Below are 16,998 nucleotides of genomic sequence, written 5' to 3' on the forward strand. Positions count from 1 at the left end.
CTCCTCGATGCGTCGTTTTGGTAAGCGTATTCGCCCAAATCGCCGCTGAAAATCGAATTGTTTTACCCGCTACGGTAAGCTATTCTTACCAATTCAATGCCATCCGTGCGGGCTCGCCAGGAACGTTTCCCGTCCTCCCCTTTTTCGACCACACTCTCCATGCGCCTGCCTCTGAATACCCTGCCCGCCTTCCGCGCCGTTGCTGAACTGCAGAACCTGCGCGCAGCCGCTGATCGGCTGCATCTGACGCACAGCGCGGTCAGCCAGCAGATCAAGGGGCTGGAGGAACAGCTGGGTTTTCCTCTGTTCGAACGCAGCGGCCGCGGCATTGTGCTGAACACGGCCGGCGCCGCGCTGCTTTGCAGCGTGCAAAGCGCAATGGCGCTGCTGGACGAGGGGCTGATGGCCGCGTCCGCCGCGGCCAGCGGCAGCGCCCAGCGCTTGCGCGTCTCGGTGCTGCCTTCGTTCGCGCAGCGCTGGTTGCTGCCCCGGATGGCGCGTTGGCACAAGCGCCATCCAGGGCTGTCGCTGGAGATCGAGACCTCGCAACAGGTGGTGGATCTGTTGCGTGACGGCTTTCACGCCGCATTGCGGTTCGGGCGGGGTCCCTGGCCCGGGGTGGAGTCCGAGCCGCTGTTCGACATGCCGCTACCGCTGATTGCCCTGGCCTCGCCGGAAACCGCGGCGGCGCTGCCCGACAACACCGCCGAAACGCTGGCGCGCCAGCCCCTGCTGGGTGAACGCGACATGTGGCAGCACTGGTTCAACGCGGCCGGCTTGCGGGTGCCGGTCACGCCCGTGGCCACTTTCAACGACGCCGGCATGATGCTGCAGGCCGCCGAACAAGGACTGGGCATCACGCTCGGCCGCGAGCTGCTGGCGGCGGACGCGATCCGCGCGGGACGATTGGTGCAGGTTTCCCCGGTGACCGTGCATTACGAGCAGGCCCAGACCTATCACCTGGTCTATCGGCCCAGTCTGCGCGACTGGGAACCGCTGGTCGCCTTGAAGCAATGGTTGCGCGATGAACTGGAGCGGTCGGGCAAGGGCCTGGTCACCGCGGCACGCCATGACCCCGCCCAGGCGACGCGGGACGAGAAGCCATAGACGGTGCCGCCGGAAGCGGCGCTCGCGCCTCAGGCGACCTTGCGGGTCGCGGGCGGGACCGAACGCATCGTGTCGGTCTCATTGAAGCGTTGGTGCCAGGAAAACGCTTCCTCGAGCAGGTGCGGCGTCTGTCCGCCGCGTTCGCAGGCCCGGTCGAAATAGTCCTGCAGCGCTTCTCGGTAGGAAGGATGCACGCAATGCTGGATGATGGCGCGGGCGCGCTCGCGCGGCGCCAGGCCGCGCAGATCGGCCAGGCCGCATTCGGTGACCAGGACGTCGACATCATGCTCGGTGTGGTCCACGTGGGACACCATCGGCACCACACTGGAAATGTCGCCGTTCTTGGCCATGGACTTGGACACGAAGATCGCCAGATGCGCATTGCGGGCGAAGTCGCCCGAGCCGCCGATACCGTTCATCATGTGCGTGCCGCCAACGTGGGTCGAATTGACGTTGCCGTAGATATCGAATTCCAGGGCCGTATTGATGGCGATGATACCCAGGCGGCGCACGATCTCGGGCGCGTTGCTGATTTCCTGCGGGCGCAGCACGATGCGTTGGCGGTAGTGCTCGATGTTGGCCAGGATCTTTTCGTACACCGGCTTGGACACCGTGATGGACGAGGCCGAGGCGAACGCCAGTTTGCCCTGGTCAAGCAGCTCGATGGCGCTATCCTGCAGCACTTCCGAATACATCGTCAACGATTCGAAATCCGACGATTCGAAGCCGTGCAGCACGGCATTGGCGATGGTGCCGATACCGGCTTGCAACGGCAGCAGCGAATTGCCCAGTCTTCCGGCGTCGACTTCGCGGCGCAGGAAAGCATTGATGTGCGCCGCGATGGCGTTGGTCTCGGCATCGGGCGGCAAGGCGTTGGACGGGCTGTCCGGCTCCTGCGTGATCACGATGGCGGCGATCTTGTCCGGGTCCACCTCGATGAATGGCTGGCCGATGCGCTGGTCAGCCGACACCAGGCCCATGGGCTCGCGCTTTGGACGCTCCGTGGGCACGTAGATGTCGTGCAGGCCCTCGATGGCGGCGGGCACGCCCAGATTCAACTCGATGATGACGCACCGGGCCTGCTGCACGAACGAGGCCGAGTTGCCCACCGACATGGTCGGCACGATGGCCCCGGTTTCGGTGATGGCAGCCGCCTCGATGATGGCCACGTCGACCGGACCGATATGGCCGGCGCGCAACTGTTCCGCGGTTTCCGACAGGTGCTGGTCGATGAAGGCGATTTCCCCCTGGTTGATCTTGCGGCGCAGCGTGGTGTCGACCTGGAACGGCATGCGGCGTGCCAGGACATTGGCCTGCGCCAGCATCTTGTCGGTGTCGTGTCCCAGCGAGGCGCCGGTGATCAGGGTGATGGACAGCGGCTCGTGCTCGGCGCGTCGCGCCAGCTCGGCCGGCACCGACTTGCAGTCGCCGGCGCGCGTGAAGCCGCTCATGCCGACGGTCATGCCGTCTTGGACCAGCAAGGCCGCCTGTTGGGCGGAAGTGATCTTGGCGCGTAGCCCGGGGTGGCGGATACGGTCGGAATGCATGGTGTCTCCTGATTCAATAGCCGGCGACTTGCGGCCGGACGCGGCGGAAGCGCCGCTCGCGTCCAGGCGCCGTCTGACGCGGCGTTTCCTGACGTCCGCCGCGCATTCCAGCGCGGTTTCGGGACGAATTTCCGGCAGTATAGGAAGCGCCGGCAAAATCTCGTAATGACTTAAAATCATTCAATCCAGTCGTTTTTTTCATTGATTGAATGTTTCGCGCATTGCGCGGGGATGAGCCATGGACGTGCGCGCCTTACGGTATTTCGTGGAAACGGTCAGGCACGCCAGCTTTACGCAGGCGGCCAAGGCGCTGTTCGTCACGCAGTCGACGGTCAGCAAGATGATCCGGCAGTTGGAAGATGAGGCCGGCACGCCGCTGCTGGTGCGCGATGGCCACACCGCGCGCCCCACCGATACGGGCCGCGTGATGTACCAGCGCGGCCTGCAAGTGCTGGAAACCATGCGCCAGCTGACCGAGGAAATGCGGCAGACGGCGGAACTGCAACGCGGCTCGCTCGAAGTGGGCATCCCGCCGATGATCAACCTGCTATTCACGCCGGTGGTCAAACGCTTCCGCGAACTTCACCCCGGGATACACCTGACCTTGCGCGAAGGCACCGGCCGCGCGGTGGAAGAATTGGTCGCCAGCGGCGAACTGGAGGTGGGCGCCACCATCCTGCCGATCGTCCCCGACAGCGGCCTGGCCGCGCGGGCCTTCGGCAGCCATCCGATCTGGGTGATCGGGCCGCCGGACGCGGCCTGGGCCGGCAAGACTTCATTGCCCCTGAGCGCCTTGCGCGATACGCGCCTGCTGATCCCGACGGACGATTTCGCCATGACCCGACGCTTGCGGCAGGCTTTTGCCGACGCCGGCTTGCAACCCGGCATTGCGGCCCAGAGCGCGCATTGGGACTTCCTGGTGGCCATGGCTTCCGCCGGCCTGGGCGCGGCGCTGCTGCCTGAACCCCTGATGCGGCGCATGAAGACCCGCGGCCTGAGCACCGCCCGACTGGCAAAATCGGGATTGCAGTGGGAGGTCGGCCACATCTGGCAGCAATCGGGTTACTTGTCGTACGCCGCCCGCGCCTGGCTGCAAGTGTGCGATGAGGTTCTGGGCGCAGGCAAACGGGTTGGACGTTCCTGAAACGCGCTCGCCGCGAATCTAAGGGGGACACAGAGGAGTTTTTGTTGCAACGGACCGGGTGGCAGCTTGTTATGCTGCCGCCTCGATGCGAGCCTATCGCCCCAAGAAAACATGACCCCGAACCCGCAACATCCGCTTTTTCGCGCCCGTTCTTTCGCCGCGCTGATCGCCGCCTTGCTGCTGGCGCTGTGCCTGGCGCCGGCATTCGCCGCCACGCCCGCTTCGCCCGCCGAAGTCGACAGCATGCTGGCCGGCGCCCGCAAGCAACTCGATGACATCCGCAAACGGGTGCCGGATGAAACCGACGACGCCGAGCTGGTCAAGCAGCGTGGCGATGCGCTCGATATCCAGTCCAAGGCCGACGCCACCGCCGACGCGCTCACGCCACAGTTGACCAGCGTCGCCGCCCGCCTGAGCGAGTTGGGCGCGCCGCCCGCAGGCGCCAAGGAAGCGCCCGACGTCGCCGCGCAGCGCACGCAACTGGAAAAGAACAGCCGCGCGCTGGACGCGCAGATCAAACTGGCGCGGCTGCTGTCGGTCGATGCCGCGCAGACGGCGGAACAGATATCGGGTCTGCGCCGCACGCAATTCCAGGCACGGCTAGGGGAACGACGCGATTCCTTCCTGTCGGGGCAGTTCTGGGCCGAATTCCGCGAGGAATTCCCGGGCGACCTCGAGCGGCTGGTGGCGTTGCGCGACGATCTGGTCACGGCGGTCGGCCAGACGCCGAAATGGGGCTGGCTGCTGCTGGCCACGGCGGCGGCGCTGGTGGTCGCGTTGCGAGTCTGGATCGGCCGGGTGCTGCTGCGCCTCACGGCCACGCGTGTGCCGCCGGGACGCTTGCGCCGCTCGTTCCTGGCGGTGGCGCTGTTGACGCTGGCGGTGGCGACGCCGGGCATCATTGCCCTGCTGGCCCACGTCGGCCTGGACTGGAATTCACAGTTGTCGGAGAGCACCGGCGCCCTGCTGGCCAACCTCGTCGTGACGGTCTGTTTCGGGGGCTACGTTTCGGGCCTGGGTTATGCGCTGATGTCGGCCAACCGGCCGTCATGGCGCCTGCCGCCGATCTCCGACAAGGTGGCGCATCGCCTGCGTTGGCTGCCGGGCGCGCTTGGCGTGCTGGTCGTGATGATCTGGCTGGCCGAGCGGCTGCCGGTGCTGTTGAACGCCAGTCTCACCACCACCATCACGTTGACCGGCATCGTCGCGGTGTTCGTGATGGTGACGATGGCCGTGGCGCTGTCGATCGGCCGCCGGCTGCGGCGCCGGGCGCTGCGGGAAGAGGGCCCCCCTCCGCCCTTCTGGACCTCGCTGTTGCTGACGGCCACCGGCACGGTGCTGCTGATCAGTCTGGCCAGCCTGCTGGCCGGGTATGTCGCGTTCGGCAGCTTCCTGACCAAGCAGGTGCTGTGGGTCGTGATCGTGCTGGCGTCGGCGTACCTGCTGGCCGTGCTGATCGAGGACGGCTTCAGCACCTTGCTCGGCACCTCGCACCGCGATGACAGCGAAGGGCCCAGCCTGCGCGACCAGGCGGCCGTGCTGCTGTCGGGCGTGGGCCGGGTGGCGGTTGCCCTGCTGGCCATCATCCTGCTGCTGGCGCCTTTCGGCGAAGGCCCGATGGATCTGTTGCAACGCTTCGACCAGTTGCGCAAAGGCCTGGCCATCGGCGAGGCGCAGATCCGCCCCGGCGCGGTGTTGCAGGCGCTGATGGTGCTGGGCCTGTCGCTGCTGGGCGTGAAGATGCTCAAGCGCTGGCTGTCGAATCGCTACCTGCCCACCACCGAACTGGATCCGGGCATGCAGCTGTCGGCGGCGACGCTGTTCGGCTATGCCGGCTTCGTGCTGGCGGTGGCGTTGTCGCTGTCGGCCGCGGGCATCGGGCTGGAGCGGGTGGCATGGATCGCCAGCGCGCTGTCGGTGGGCATCGGTTTCGGTCTGCAGGCGGTGGTGCAGAACTTCGTTTCGGGCCTGATCCTGCTGGCCGAACGGCCGGTCAAGGTGGGCGACTGGGTGTCGCTGGGCGGCGTCGAAGGCGACATCCTGCGGATCAATGTGCGCGCCACCGAGATCCAGATGGGCGACCGTTCCACCGTGATCGTGCCGAACTCGGAGTTCGTGACCAAGACGGTACGCAACGTGACGCGCTCGAATCCGCTGGGACTGGTGCAGATCAAGCTGCCGCTGCCGCTGTCAACCGATGCGCAGCGCGTGCGCGAGTTGATCCTGCAGGCCTTTGCCGACCACGAGGACGTGCTGGAGACGCCGGCACCCAATGTGTTCCTGGATGGCATCGAGGGCGGCAACCTGATATTTAACGCCAAGGGCTACGTCTCGTCGCCACGCTCGGCCTATGGCGTGCGCAGCGCGCTGCTGTTCACAGTGCTGCAGCGCCTGCACGATGCCGGCCTTGAGGTGTCGTCGCCGCCCACGATGCTGCTGGCATCGCCCCCTCCAGCCATGGCCTCGCAGCGCCCCGACGCGGCCGAGGGGCCGGGCGCCGCGGCCGCGCCCGCCGCCACGCCCTGACCACCCGGGTCGATGATCGCGCGCCACGATCGTCAACCCGGCGAATAGAAGTCGAGCAAGCCCTGGCGATCCATCCTTGGATTACGCAGCGGCGGCGAATTGGCCATGATGTTCTGCGCGGACGACACCGGGTATGCCTGCGCGACGGGCACGCTCGCCGTATATTGCGCGCCGGGCGCCGGCGAGGGGGCGTATTGGGCCTGCGCCGGCGGCGCGACCTGCGCGACGTTGGGCGTCGGATTCTCGAAGCGGTGATCGGCCGTGGTCAGCGAGGGATTGGTGCACAGTCCCTGCGCGGTGAGGGCGGCCTTGGTGCGGTCATCCGTCTGGCACAGGATGTCGACGGCGGCGGTTTCCAGCCGACGCGAACGCTCGGGGTCCTTGGTGGACGCGGCCGCTTGCATGGTGCGCTCGAAGTTGCGGCGCAGGCTGCACTTCTGGTCCTCGACCGGAAAAGCCACGTTCATGCCGAAGCCCACCACCGAGCCGCCGCCCCCCGCCGACACCATGCAGCTGTCGGAGGAGAACGAACCGTAGAAACTCTGCGCGCCGATCGGCGGGGCGGTGCGCAAGGTGCTCGAACCGTTGCTGTTGGAATTGAACGTGATGCCCTGATTGTTGCCGGCGTTGGTCGAGCCCGATGTCGCCGAGGTGGTCGAGGAAGAAGTACTGGTCTGCGCACCGGCGGAGAAGGCCACCAGCGACAGGGATAAGGCAAGCGCAAGGGTTTTCATGATGTCCTCTCGACCGGACGGCCGAAGCCGTCCGGATTGCGTGCTGCTCAGTGACCGAAACCGCCCACGTGGCCCACCGGGCCGATGCCGTGGATCGACGCGGTGGCCCCGATCGCGCCGGCGTTGTACGTTCCCGTCGCCGTTGCGTTGGTGGTGGTGCTGCCGAACGTGGCGCCGCCATTGGCGATGCTGTCGCCGACCATGATCGGCGCGTTGCCGTGGATGTGACCGTAGGTCTCGCTGGTGGCGTATTGGCGGGTGCTGGTGACCACGGTGGTGCCATCCGGGCTGAACGATCCCCCCGCGGTGGCGACGCCGCCCGTTTCACCAAACGACGTCTGGCTCGACGAGCCGTAGCCGTTGATCTGGGTGGAGACCACGGACGTGCCGGTGGAGACCGAGGATACCGTTCCGGAAATGGTGCCGACGTAGCCAGAGGCGGAAATGCCGGGTTGGCCCGGCCCGGTCGCGTAGGCGGTGGATACCGCGACGAGGGATAACGCTGCGACTGCTGCGAGCTTTTTCATTTGAGCTCCTCCTGATCCGCTGCACGCGGATGAACAGGTGCCGGTGGCCGACCGGCGCGGACCTTTACCCCCCCAACGCAGTACGCCTATGAGGCAACGTGGCGCTCGGGACTTTCGTATTGGTACGGAATGATTGCGCCGGACTAAGGACGTCGGTATCGGGTAAACGGGCGACCGGTCCCAAGAGACTGGGGAGGAAGACGTAAAAGATGTCGGGCAATCTGCGACTACCGCGTCGCGGGCCATGCATATGGCCGAGGCCGGACGCCCGTGGCGCCAGATTGCTGCGCCGCATCTCAGCTCATAGGATGGGATGCGGTGGCGCCCCCTCGCACGATTTCCCTAGCGCGCAAGACGGCGGCCCGGCAGGCGCACGCCGTTAGGCTTACTGTCAGGATGAAGGTGGCGCGCGCGACGATGAAGTGGGGCGGGGTCCGGGGGGATCGATTCATCGGCCGGGAAATTTTGAGCCATACTACTCCGCCGGCCGGCCCCTGCCCGGCCTTTTTCATCCGGAGACACCATCATGATCCAGGAGATTGCCAGCATCCACGTGCGCGAAGGACAGGAAGCCCTGTTCGAAGCCGGCGTGGCACAGGCCAAGCCGTTGTTCCTGCGCGCCCGCGGCTGCCACGGCATGGAGTTGTACCGCAGCATCGAGCAACCGCAGCGCTACACCCTGGTGGTGGACTGGGAAACCGTCGAAAACCACATGGTGGACTTCCGGGAATCCGCCGATTTCCAGGAGTGGCGCAAACTCGTGGCGGGCTTCTTCGTCGAACCGCCGCAGGTGCATCACGAACAGAAGGTGATCTGAGCCTGGGGTACTTTCCGGCGGATGCGGTTCAGGTCCGCCGGGCCATTGGAACGGCGTCGGCTTGCCCGTCCGGCGATGGCCTCAGGCCGTCGCCAGGCGGGAGCTGGCCGCCAGCGCAACGGCCACCGTGGTGCGCACGTCGGCCAGGGCCCGGTGGGTCGGTTCCGAGGCGCCCACGTGGCGCGCCAGCACGTCGAGCTTGTGCGACGGCAATTCCGGCCAGGCGCGCCGGGCCAGCGCCAGCGTGCAATGGGTGGCGTTGACGAACGGCAGGCCGGTCTGCAACGCCGCGGCATCCAGGAAACGGCGATCGAACGAGGCGTTGTGGAAAAACACCGGCAAGTCCTCGACGAAATCCAGGAACGCGGCAAATGCCTGTCCCACCGGCACTCCCTGGCGCTCGACCTCCGCTTCGGTAATGCCTGTCAGTCGCGTGATGAACGGCGGCACCGTGGCGCGGGTGCGCACCACCTGCGCGTATTCGCGCTCGGCCGCGCCGTCGGCGCCGACCCGGACCGCCGCAAATTCCAGGATCTCGCAGGACGCGGTCGACAGCCCCGTGGTTTCCAGGTCGGCCACCACGAAGGGGCCGCGCAAGGCGTCCAGCGCCGCCGACAGCGCCGCTGAAGGCGCCCGGCCAGCAGCGGGGGAGCGCGCCGCGGCCCCCGGCGCGCGGGTCCTGCGGTAATAGAAGGCCATGCCCTACTCCGCCCGATGCAACGGCGCGAAGCGCGGCGAACCGTCGGCCAGCTGGCCGAAGAACAGCTCCGCCGGACGCACCCACAAGCCGCGCGCATGCGGCCACAGGTGCTCATAGACCACCATCGCTTCTTCCGTCTCGGAATGGCGCGCCGTATCGATGTAGCGATAGAGACCGCCCTTGTAGTGGCGATGGGTGGCGAGAGCCAGGGCTTCGGATTCGGTCATGGAGCATTGCCGCAAAAGACGCGGCCCGGGCGGAAAGGCTCCTGCCAGGGCCGACGGGTTCGAACAAGTCCGTATTTATAGCGCACTCGGGCAGCGGCCAACACATCGCCGCCCGGGCGCTCAGTAGCGCACGTACTCGAGCACCGGCTCGGCCGGCAACGGCGTGTTGGCGGCCGGCCGGGCGCGCACCGCCGGCGCCACCGGCTTGAGCGCGGGTTTCAGGACGCGGTTGCCGCCGTGCAACTCGTGGGCCGCCTGCGGCACCGAGGCGGCATCGGCGGTCATGTGGGTGATGTCCTCGGTCACCTCGCCCAGTTTGCCCGACTGGGCCAGCGACACTTCCACCACTTCGGCCATGATCTCCGTGACCCGGCGCGACGACGCCACGATGTCCTCCATGGTGACGCCGGCCGACTGGACCTGGCCGGCGCCGTTCTCGATCTGTTCGACCGAGGTGGTAATCAGTCCCTTGATCTCCTTGGCCGCCGCCGCGCTGTTCTGCGCCAGGCTGCGCACTTCGGAGGCGACCACCGCGAAGCCCTTGCCGTGCGTGCCGGCGCGCGCGGCCTCGACCGCGGCGTTCAGCGCCAGGATATTGGTCTGGAACGCGATGCCGTCCATGACGCCGATGATCTCGGAGATGCGCTTGGAACTCTCGGTAATGGCGCCCATGGTGCGCACCACGCCCGCCACGGTCCTGCCCCCTTCTTCGGCCACCCGACAGGCATCCCGCGCCAGCGCATTGGCCTGCCCGGCGCGATCGGCGTTTTCGGTCAGGCCCTGCACCGCCACCCGCAGCGTCTGCGCGGCGGTGAAGCGGCGGGTGATATCGGTGGCGAACTTCACCACTTTGAATGGCCGTCCTTCGGCGTCGAAGATCGGGTTGTAGCTGGCCTCGATCCAGACCTGCCGGCCATTCTTGCCGATGCGCAGGTATTGTCCGGTATCGTGACGTCCGCTACGGAGCTTGTGCCAGAAATCGGCATAGGCGGAGCCGCGCGCCTCTTCCGGCGACACGAACATGCTGTGGTGCCTGCCGCGCACTTCGTCCTCGCGGTACCCGACCGCATTCAGGAACAGTTCGTTGGCGCGAATGATCGTGCCGTCCAGCTCGAATTCGATGATGGCCTGCACCTTGGAAATCGCCTCCAGCTGGCCTTCGGTATCGGCCTGGCGCTGCTGCTGCGCGGTAATGTCGGTGGCGTACTTCACTACTTTGAATGGCCGGCCGTGCCTGTCGAAAATCGGGTTGTAGCTGGCCTGCAGCCAGACGTCGCCGCCGTCCTTGCGAATGCGGCGATAACGCCCCGAGTCATGCGCCCCCTGCCCCAGCTGGTCCCAGAACGCCAGATAATCAGCGGATTCGCGCTCGTCGGGCAACACGAATATGCGGTGATGTTGCCCGATCACTTCGTCCAGTTCGTAGCCCATGGTGTCGAGGAAATTCTGGTTGGCCATCAGCACATGGCCATCGAGATCGAACTCGATAACCGCCTGTGCCTTGTGGATGGCCGCTATCTGCCCGTATAGATCCGCTTTCCGCATGCCGCGTTCGGCGCGCAGCAGGCGTTTTAGGGTAAGCCATTGCATATTGACGTCTCCCGCAGGGAATGGGACGAGTTTGCTGAAAGGCGATGAGGAAACCAATTGGCTTGTCTGAAGCAGACTGCTGGCGCGTCCCACGAACCGGGCCGTGCACGCCGCGCCGCATGCACGCGCTTGCCTGGATGTCCGCCGCCAACGCCACGACGGGAGGTGAGTGATTACAAGAAAAGGAAGAATGTATCCAGTCGAAAATATTTAATCCCAAAAATGGGGCGTTCTCAATATATTCAGCGCGCGTTTACCAAAAAAATTCCGCCGGCCGTTATTTCACCGTGTTTCATCGGCGCGCAAGCCGCGGCCTTCCGGATTATTAATAGGGGTTAATACGAATCCGCCCGCGGCGACCGACTGCGAACCGGAATCGTTATTCCGCGTCCAGTTCCGGATAATGGCGGAATATGCCTTCGCCGAACGGCAGGCGGCGACCGCTGGTGAAATAGGGCTGCAGCGCCGGCAATTCGGCGACACGGCGGTGCAAGGCCATGACATTGGGAAACCTGACCGCCTGCGTCCGCATGCGACGCGGAAAGGCATAAAGCAGGCCATCGACCAGCTGAAACAGCGACAGGTCGACGTAGCTCCAGCGCTTGCCGCCCGCGAGCCAGGCGTCCGGGCCGCTCAGCACCCGCTCGAAGTAACCCAGGAATTTCGGAATACGCGCTTCGCGGAAATCACGGGCGCGCCGCGCCGCCTCTTCTTTCTGGTCTTCGTAATAATCGCTGGCGGAAATGGGGTGGTGCGTATCGTGCGCCTCGGCCACCATATCGGCGATGGTCAGCTGCAATTGATTCACCCACAGCCGGCCTTCGACGCTGGCGGGCGCAAGGCCGTGCTTTTCACCCAGGAACAACAGGATGTTGGCGGTTTGCGCCAGGGTCATCTTGCCTGCCACCAGGTACGGCGGCGCAAAGGGCGGGTGCTTGCGGTCGGACAGCATGTCCTTGACCAGCGCGTCTTCGTCGCCGCCGGGCTCGCGCGCGCGCTCCCGATACGGAATCCCGCCCGCTTCCAGCGCCAGGCGCACGAATTCGCCGCGTCCGGGTATACCGTCCCAATACCAAAGGTCGTATGTCATGCCGGTCTCCTTGCGGGCGCAAGGCTACGCGGGAAAGACGCTGATTTCGCCTTCGTGCCGCGCGGCCTGCCGCCCGTGGCTTTGCTGATACTGGCGCGGGGATTGCCCGAAATGCGCGCGGAAATCGCGTGAAAAATGCGCGCCGTCGGCAAATCCGCAATCCAGCGCGATTTGCGTGATGCTGCAGGCATTATTAAGCAACAACCAGCTGCCATATTCCAGCCGCAATTGCCGCTGGAACGCCATCGGCGACATGCCGGTGGCCAGGCGGAAGGCCCGTTCCAGCTGGCGCCGGCCCACGCCGACGTAACGCGCGATGGCGTCCAGCGGCGGCGGATTGTCGATGCGCTGCTCGATGAAATGCGCCGCCTGCCGCACGCGCAGGTCCTGGATGCCGGACAGGTCGGTGCGGAAATGCGCCTGCGGCACGCGGCCCGGCCGCGCCCCCTGCAACATCATGTGGCGCATGGCCTGCTGCGCCTTGTCGCGGCCGCAATGGCGCGCCACCAGGTACAGGCCCAGGTCGATGGCGGCGGTCGAGCCGGCGCAGGAAATCAGGTCGCCTTCGTCGACGAACAGGCGATCGACCACGGCGCGGGTCTGCGCGAAGCGCTCGCGGAAGGCTTCCAGCACATTCCAGTGCACGCAGACCGTGCGCGGCCCGATCACGTCGGCCTGCGCCAGGGCGAAGGTGCCGGTGCAGATGCCCAGCAGCCGCACCCGCAGCGCCGCCGCCAGCCGCAGCCAATCGCGCAGCGGCTCGGGCATGCGGCCGCTCGAATAATCATTGCCGCCGCAGACCGCGATGTAGTCGAACTGCGCCGGATCGTCGGGCAGGCCGGCTTCCACTTCGATGGTCAGGCCGGCGCTGGAGCAGCGCGGCTTGCCGTCCCAGCTCATCACGCGCCAGGCGGTATGGATCTGGCGGCTGCGGCCGCCATGGTCGCCGGCCAGCCGCAACACGTCGACGAAACCGGCGAACGCCGCCAGCGTGAACTGGTCCAGCAGCACGATGCCGATGGTCAGGGCGGGTTTTCCCTGAGGCGGGCGCGCTTCGCCGTCTTCATAGGAGAGCGGCAAGGACGGGGGTGGCGCGACGACGGACATGACGCAATTATTCAAGTTTATGTCCCGCGCCTTCAAGCTCGTTTTCCCGAGGATCGCCCAAGATGCGCCTGTGGTACTTGAGTCAATGAGTCGCGGATCGACAAATCTACAAGGGGAATCCGACATGGCAACAAACACCCGCAGCGCGCTGGGCGCGGCTGCGCTCGGCGCGGGGCTGCTCCTGGCTTCGCACGCGGCGCTGGCGCAGCAGCAGAAAATCACCGTCGCCTGGTATGGCGGCAACTGGGGCGACGCGTTCCGCGCCTGCGTGGCCGAACCGTACACCAAGGCCACCGGCGTCACGGTGGTGCCGGAAGTCGGCACCTCCACCACCACGCTGGCCAAGCTGCAGCAGCAGAAGGCCGCGCCCACCATCGACGTGGCCTGGATGGACGGCGGCATCAGCGAGCTGGCGCAGCAGGCCGGCGTGCTGGATGCGCTGGATGCCGGCGCCATTCCCAACCTGAAGAACGTCATCGAACAGGGTGTGTACCGCGACGGCAATGCCGCCTTCGCGGTCAGCACCGGTTATTACTCGCTCGGCATCACCTACAGCACCAAGGAGGTGACGCAGCCGCCGAGCAGCTGGAAGGACCTGTGGAAGCCCGAGTATGCCGGCGCGGTGGCGGTGCCCTCGCCCGCCAACTCGTCGGGCGTGCCGTTCATCTTCTTCCTGGCGCGGGTGTGGGCGATCGACCCGTCGAACCTGGGGCCGCTCTATTCCAAGCTGGCCTCGCTGGACACCGCGCTGTTCTTCGACAGCTCGGGCGCGGCCACCAACGCCTTCCAGAGCGGCGAAGCCGTGATCGGCGCGCACTTCAACGTCGGCGCCTGGGACCTGATCGACAAGGGCCTGCCCATCGGCTTCAGCGTGCCGAAGGAAGGCGTGTGGGCCACCGACGCCCGCCTGCATCTGGCCAAGGGCGCGCCCAACAAGGCCGCCGCGCAGAAGTTCATCGACACCGCGCTGACGCCGGACGCGGCCGCCTGCCTGGCGACCAAGCTGTACCTGGGCCCCGCGGTCAAGGACGTGCAGGTATCCAAGGACGTGGCCCGCAAGCTGCCCTGGGGCGCCGACGGCTCGGTCAAGAACCTGAGCCTGTTCGACTGGAACATCATCAACGCCCGCCGCGCCGAGGTCACCGACGCGTGGAACCGGCAGGTCGCCCGCAAGCGCTGAGCAAGGTCCGTTCCCCATGTCCGCTTTGCTTACCATCGAAGGCGTGTCGATGCACTTCGGCGCCTACCAGGCGCTGGACCGAATCGACCTGGCGATCCAGCAGGGAGAGTTCGTGGCGCTGCTCGGCCCCAGCGGCTGCGGCAAGACCACGCTGCTCAAGTCGATCGCCGGTTTCCTGCAGCCGGAATCGGGCCGGATCCTGATCGACGGCCAGGACGTCAGCCGGCTGCCGGCGCACAAGCGCCCGCTCAATACCGTGTTCCAGAACTACGCGCTGTTTCCGCACATGACGGTGCTGGAGAACGTCGCCTACGGTCCGCGGCGCCAGGGCGCGTCGAAATCGGAAGCGGCCGAGCGCGCCCGGGGTGCGCTGGACATGGTCGGCCTGGCCGACTTCGGTCCGCGCTATCCGCGCGAGATGTCCGGGGGCCAGCAGCAGCGCGTGGCGCTGGCGCGCGCCATCGTCAACCAGCCCAAGCTGCTGTTGCTGGACGAGCCGCTGTCGGCGCTGGACCTGAAGCTGCGCAAGCGCATGCAGCTCGAACTCAAGCATCTGCAGGCCCGCCTCGGCATCGCCTTCATCTTCGTCACCCACGACCAGGAAGAAGCGATGACCATGGCGGACCGCGTCGTGGTCATGCACGCCGGCCGCATCGAGCAGGTCGGCGCCGGCGCCGACATCTACCGCCAGCCGGCCACGCGCTTCGTCGCCGAGTTCATCGGCGATGCCAACTTCATCGCCTATACGGTGGCCGATGACGGCGCCCTGATGCTGGATGCCCAGGGCCTGCGCATGCCGCTCGCCCAACGTCCGGCGACGGCGCGCGGCCTGGCCGTGCTGCGGCCCGAGGACCTGAAGCTGTGCCAACGCGCCGACGCCATGCTGACCGGCACCGTGAGCGACGTGATCAACGTGGGCAGCCACAGCATGATCCACGTCGACATCGGCGGCCAGACGCTGGTGGCGCGCCACGGCGGCCTCGCGCCCGGCGGCCTGCGTGCCGGCGGCGAGGTGGCGCTGGCGTTCGCGCCCGAGCACCTGCACCTGATCGGCGGCCAGCCATGACGCGGCGCGCCTGGCTCTCTCCCGGCCTGCTGCTGGCGGCCCCGGTGCTGTTCTTCGCGGCCTTCTTCCTGGCGCCGCTGGCGGTGGTGGCGCTGGCCAGCGCCACCGGCGGACCCGACGGACTGACGCCGACCGCCGCGCAATACATGAAGGTGCTGGCCGACCAATACCACTGGGACGTGATCCTGGTGACGTTCCGGCTGGCCCTGTTCACCACCGTCGCCTGCCTGCTGCTGGGCTATCCGCTGGCCTGGTACCTGGTGCGCGTGGTGCGCTGGCAGGCCTGGCGCCGCGCCTGCGTGATCCTGCTGGTGGTGCCGCTGTTCACCAGCAACATCGTGCGCGCCTTCGGCTGGATGGTGCTGCTGGGCCGCAACGGCCTGGTCAACCAGGGCTTGATGGCCACCGGCGCGGTGGACCGGCCGATGCGCTTCATCGGCACCGAGCTGGGCATTCTGATCGGCATGGTCTACGTGCTGCTGCCGTTCGTGGTGCTGGCGGTGGGCAATGCGCTGGCGCGGGTCGATCCCGCCTGCGAGCAGGCTTCGGCCGACCTGGGCGCGAGCCCGGCCGCGACCTTCCTGCACGTAACCTGGCCGCTGACGCTGCCCGGCGTGGTGTCGGGCGCCATCATCGTCTTCACGCTGGCGGTCAGCGCCTACGTGACGCCGGCGCTGCTGTCGGGCGGCCGCGTCACGGTGCTGTCGATGCTGATCTTCCAGCAGTACAGCACTGTGTTCGATTTCCACTACGGCGGCGCGCTGAGCATGGTGCTGCTGGTCTTCACCCTGATCCTGGTGGCGCTGGCCAACCGCGCCGCCGCCTTGCCGGGAGCCGCGCGATGATCGCCCGCCACCTGATCCGCCTGACCGCGCTGGCCGTGCTGGCCTACCTGGCGCTGCCGCTCGTGGTGATCCTGGGCGCGTCGTTCACCGCCACGCCGTACCTGGCGTTTCCGCCGCAGGGCTGGACGCTGGAGTGGTACCGCACCTTGCTGGTCGAGGCCGGCTACATGGCCGCGTTCACCACCAGCACGGTGCTGGCGCTGGCCGCCACGGTGGCGGCGGTGCTGCTGACGGTGCCGGCGGCGCTGGCGCTGGCGCGCTACGAGTTCCCGGGCAAGGCCGCGTTGACCTCGGTGCTGATGTCGCCGCTGGTGCTGCCGCACATCGTGCTGGGCGCGGCATTGCTGCAATTCGGCGCGTACTTCGGCCTGACCCGCAGCTTCCTGTCGCTGCTGATCGGCCACGTCGTGATCATCGCGCCGTTCGTGCTGCGCTCCACCCTGACGCTGCTGACGCCGGAACAGCGCGCGCTGGAGGAGGCGTCGGCCGACCTGGGCGCCAACCCCTGGACCACGTTCTTCCTGGTGGTGCTGCCGCAGATCCGCCCGGGCATCGTGACCGGTTCGATCTTCGCCTTCATCTCGTCGTGGATCAATGTGGAACTGTCGATTTTCAACACCACGGCGGACCTGAACACCATCCCCGTGAAGCTTTTCAACTACGTGCAATACACGATTGATCCGACCATCGCAGCCGTATCGGGCGCCACGATCGTGGCTGCGGTCGTGGCCATCGTGATCCTGGATTTGACCGTCGGGCTGGACATGCTGTCCGAACGCGGCAAATAACTT

At 66.7% G+C, this 16,998-nt stretch carries 16 protein-coding genes; 8 read left to right on the forward strand and 8 right to left on the reverse strand.

The genetic code is table 11. From position 1 onward, the window contains the following. The first annotated feature begins 159 nt into the window (after nucleotides 1-159). A complete protein-coding gene (locus AT699_RS23310; protein WP_024070020.1) occupies nucleotides 160-1,107 on the forward strand; it encodes a LysR substrate-binding domain-containing protein in 948 nt (315 codons plus the stop codon). Between the two features lie 29 nt (nucleotides 1,108-1,136). Here the strand turns inward: AT699_RS23310 and AT699_RS23315 are convergent, their stop codons facing one another. Beyond that, on the reverse strand, nucleotides 1,137-2,654 hold the full coding sequence (locus tag AT699_RS23315) for an acetyl-CoA hydrolase/transferase family protein (RefSeq protein WP_054442953.1): 1,518 nt from the start codon (nucleotides 2,652-2,654) through the stop codon (nucleotides 1,137-1,139). 238 nt (nucleotides 2,655-2,892) lie between these two features. Here AT699_RS23315 and AT699_RS23320 point away from each other — a divergent pair, with 238 nt between their 5' ends. Both AT699_RS23320 and AT699_RS23325 read left to right on the forward strand, forming a co-directional pair. Further along, nucleotides 2,893-3,798, forward strand: coding sequence for a LysR family transcriptional regulator (locus AT699_RS23320; protein WP_024070022.1), 906 nt, complete (start codon nucleotides 2,893-2,895; stop codon nucleotides 3,796-3,798). Between the two features lie 111 nt (nucleotides 3,799-3,909). Then, nucleotides 3,910-6,324, forward strand: coding sequence for a DUF3772 domain-containing protein (locus AT699_RS23325; protein WP_024070023.1), 2,415 nt, complete (start codon nucleotides 3,910-3,912; stop codon nucleotides 6,322-6,324). A 32-nt stretch (nucleotides 6,325-6,356) separates the two neighbouring features. Here the strand turns inward: AT699_RS23325 and AT699_RS23330 are convergent, their stop codons facing one another. Further along, nucleotides 6,357-7,058: a hypothetical protein gene (locus tag AT699_RS23330; RefSeq protein ID WP_024070024.1), complete on the reverse strand. Its 702-nt coding sequence runs from the start codon at nucleotides 7,056-7,058 to the stop codon at nucleotides 6,357-6,359. Nucleotides 7,059-7,105: 47 nt separating this feature from the next. Beyond that, nucleotides 7,106-7,585, reverse strand: a complete 480-nt coding sequence (locus tag AT699_RS23335) for a hypothetical protein (protein WP_020926875.1) — start codon at nucleotides 7,583-7,585, stop codon at nucleotides 7,106-7,108. A 526-nt stretch (nucleotides 7,586-8,111) separates the two neighbouring features. Here AT699_RS23335 and AT699_RS23340 point away from each other — a divergent pair. Continuing rightward, nucleotides 8,112-8,402, forward strand: a complete 291-nt coding sequence (locus AT699_RS23340) for an antibiotic biosynthesis monooxygenase family protein (RefSeq protein ID WP_020926874.1) — start codon at nucleotides 8,112-8,114, stop codon at nucleotides 8,400-8,402. A gap of 81 nt (nucleotides 8,403-8,483) precedes the next feature. Here AT699_RS23340 and AT699_RS23345 read toward each other — a convergent pair whose 3' ends face one another. The 5 genes from AT699_RS23345 to AT699_RS23365 form a co-directional block, all read right to left on the reverse strand. After that, on the reverse strand, nucleotides 8,484-9,101 hold the full coding sequence (locus tag AT699_RS23345) for a 3'-5' exonuclease (protein WP_024070025.1): 618 nt from the start codon (nucleotides 9,099-9,101) through the stop codon (nucleotides 8,484-8,486). A gap of 3 nt (nucleotides 9,102-9,104) precedes the next feature. Further along, nucleotides 9,105-9,329, reverse strand: a complete 225-nt coding sequence (locus AT699_RS23350; protein ID WP_024070026.1) for a DUF1653 domain-containing protein — start codon at nucleotides 9,327-9,329, stop codon at nucleotides 9,105-9,107. 120 nt (nucleotides 9,330-9,449) lie between these two features. Beyond that, a complete protein-coding gene (locus AT699_RS23355) occupies nucleotides 9,450-10,919 on the reverse strand; it encodes a methyl-accepting chemotaxis protein (RefSeq protein ID WP_024070027.1) in 1,470 nt (489 codons plus the stop codon). 379 nt (nucleotides 10,920-11,298) lie between these two features. Beyond that, complete coding sequence (locus tag AT699_RS23360; protein WP_006383934.1) at nucleotides 11,299-12,009, reverse strand: glutathione S-transferase; 711 nt, start codon at nucleotides 12,007-12,009, stop codon at nucleotides 11,299-11,301. A 24-nt stretch (nucleotides 12,010-12,033) separates the two neighbouring features. Beyond that, nucleotides 12,034-13,116: a GlxA family transcriptional regulator gene (locus AT699_RS23365; protein ID WP_024070028.1), complete on the reverse strand. Its 1,083-nt coding sequence runs from the start codon at nucleotides 13,114-13,116 to the stop codon at nucleotides 12,034-12,036. Nucleotides 13,117-13,240: 124 nt separating this feature from the next. Here AT699_RS23365 and AT699_RS23370 point away from each other — a divergent pair, with 124 nt between their 5' ends. From AT699_RS23370 to AT699_RS23385, 4 genes are read left to right on the forward strand one after another with little or no spacing between them, the layout of a single operon-like run. Next, nucleotides 13,241-14,296: an ABC transporter substrate-binding protein gene (locus tag AT699_RS23370; protein WP_024070029.1), complete on the forward strand. Its 1,056-nt coding sequence runs from the start codon at nucleotides 13,241-13,243 to the stop codon at nucleotides 14,294-14,296. A gap of 16 nt (nucleotides 14,297-14,312) precedes the next feature. Beyond that, nucleotides 14,313-15,362, forward strand: coding sequence for an ABC transporter ATP-binding protein (locus AT699_RS23375; protein ID WP_024070030.1), 1,050 nt, complete (start codon nucleotides 14,313-14,315; stop codon nucleotides 15,360-15,362). Next, a complete protein-coding gene (locus AT699_RS23380; protein WP_024070031.1) occupies nucleotides 15,359-16,207 on the forward strand; it encodes an ABC transporter permease in 849 nt (282 codons plus the stop codon). The genes AT699_RS23375 and AT699_RS23380 overlap by 4 nt, the downstream gene beginning before the upstream one ends. Next, nucleotides 16,204-16,995, forward strand: a complete 792-nt coding sequence (locus tag AT699_RS23385) for an ABC transporter permease (RefSeq protein WP_006383929.1) — start codon at nucleotides 16,204-16,206, stop codon at nucleotides 16,993-16,995. The genes AT699_RS23380 and AT699_RS23385 overlap by 4 nt, the downstream gene beginning before the upstream one ends. The last annotated feature ends 3 nt before the right edge of the window (nucleotides 16,996-16,998 follow it).

Source organism: Achromobacter xylosoxidans (genome assembly GCF_001457475.1).
In the GTDB taxonomy this organism is placed as follows: Bacteria; Pseudomonadota; Gammaproteobacteria; order Burkholderiales; family Burkholderiaceae_B; genus Achromobacter; species Achromobacter xylosoxidans.

Excerpts from the sequence above, each read along its gene's own strand:
- AT699_RS23340 (WP_020926874.1), top strand. The coding sequence starts at position 8,112 with ATGATCCAGGAGATTGCCAGCATCCACGTGCGCGAAGGACAGGAAGCC.
- AT699_RS23345 (WP_024070025.1), bottom strand. The coding sequence starts at position 9,101 with ATGGCCTTCTATTACCGCAGGACCCGCGCGCCGGGGGCCGCGGCGCGC.
- AT699_RS23370 (WP_024070029.1), top strand. The coding sequence starts at position 13,241 with ATGGCAACAAACACCCGCAGCGCGCTGGGCGCGGCTGCGCTCGGCGCG.
- AT699_RS23380 (WP_024070031.1), top strand. The coding sequence starts at position 15,359 with ATGACGCGGCGCGCCTGGCTCTCTCCCGGCCTGCTGCTGGCGGCCCCG.
- AT699_RS23355 (WP_024070027.1), bottom strand. The coding sequence starts at position 10,919 with ATGCAATGGCTTACCCTAAAACGCCTGCTGCGCGCCGAACGCGGCATG.
- AT699_RS23385 (WP_006383929.1), top strand. The coding sequence starts at position 16,204 with ATGATCGCCCGCCACCTGATCCGCCTGACCGCGCTGGCCGTGCTGGCC.
- AT699_RS23325 (WP_024070023.1), top strand. The coding sequence starts at position 3,910 with ATGACCCCGAACCCGCAACATCCGCTTTTTCGCGCCCGTTCTTTCGCC.
- AT699_RS23360 (WP_006383934.1), bottom strand. The coding sequence starts at position 12,009 with ATGACATACGACCTTTGGTATTGGGACGGTATACCCGGACGCGGCGAA.
- AT699_RS23335 (WP_020926875.1), bottom strand. The coding sequence starts at position 7,585 with ATGAAAAAGCTCGCAGCAGTCGCAGCGTTATCCCTCGTCGCGGTATCC.
- AT699_RS23350 (WP_024070026.1), bottom strand. The coding sequence starts at position 9,329 with ATGACCGAATCCGAAGCCCTGGCTCTCGCCACCCATCGCCACTACAAG.
- AT699_RS23365 (WP_024070028.1), bottom strand. The coding sequence starts at position 13,116 with ATGTCCGTCGTCGCGCCACCCCCGTCCTTGCCGCTCTCCTATGAAGAC.
- AT699_RS23320 (WP_024070022.1), top strand. The coding sequence starts at position 2,893 with ATGGACGTGCGCGCCTTACGGTATTTCGTGGAAACGGTCAGGCACGCC.
- AT699_RS23315 (WP_054442953.1), bottom strand. The coding sequence starts at position 2,654 with ATGCATTCCGACCGTATCCGCCACCCCGGGCTACGCGCCAAGATCACT.
- AT699_RS23310 (WP_024070020.1), top strand. The coding sequence starts at position 160 with ATGCGCCTGCCTCTGAATACCCTGCCCGCCTTCCGCGCCGTTGCTGAA.
- AT699_RS23330 (WP_024070024.1), bottom strand. The coding sequence starts at position 7,058 with ATGAAAACCCTTGCGCTTGCCTTATCCCTGTCGCTGGTGGCCTTCTCC.
- AT699_RS23375 (WP_024070030.1), top strand. The coding sequence starts at position 14,313 with ATGTCCGCTTTGCTTACCATCGAAGGCGTGTCGATGCACTTCGGCGCC.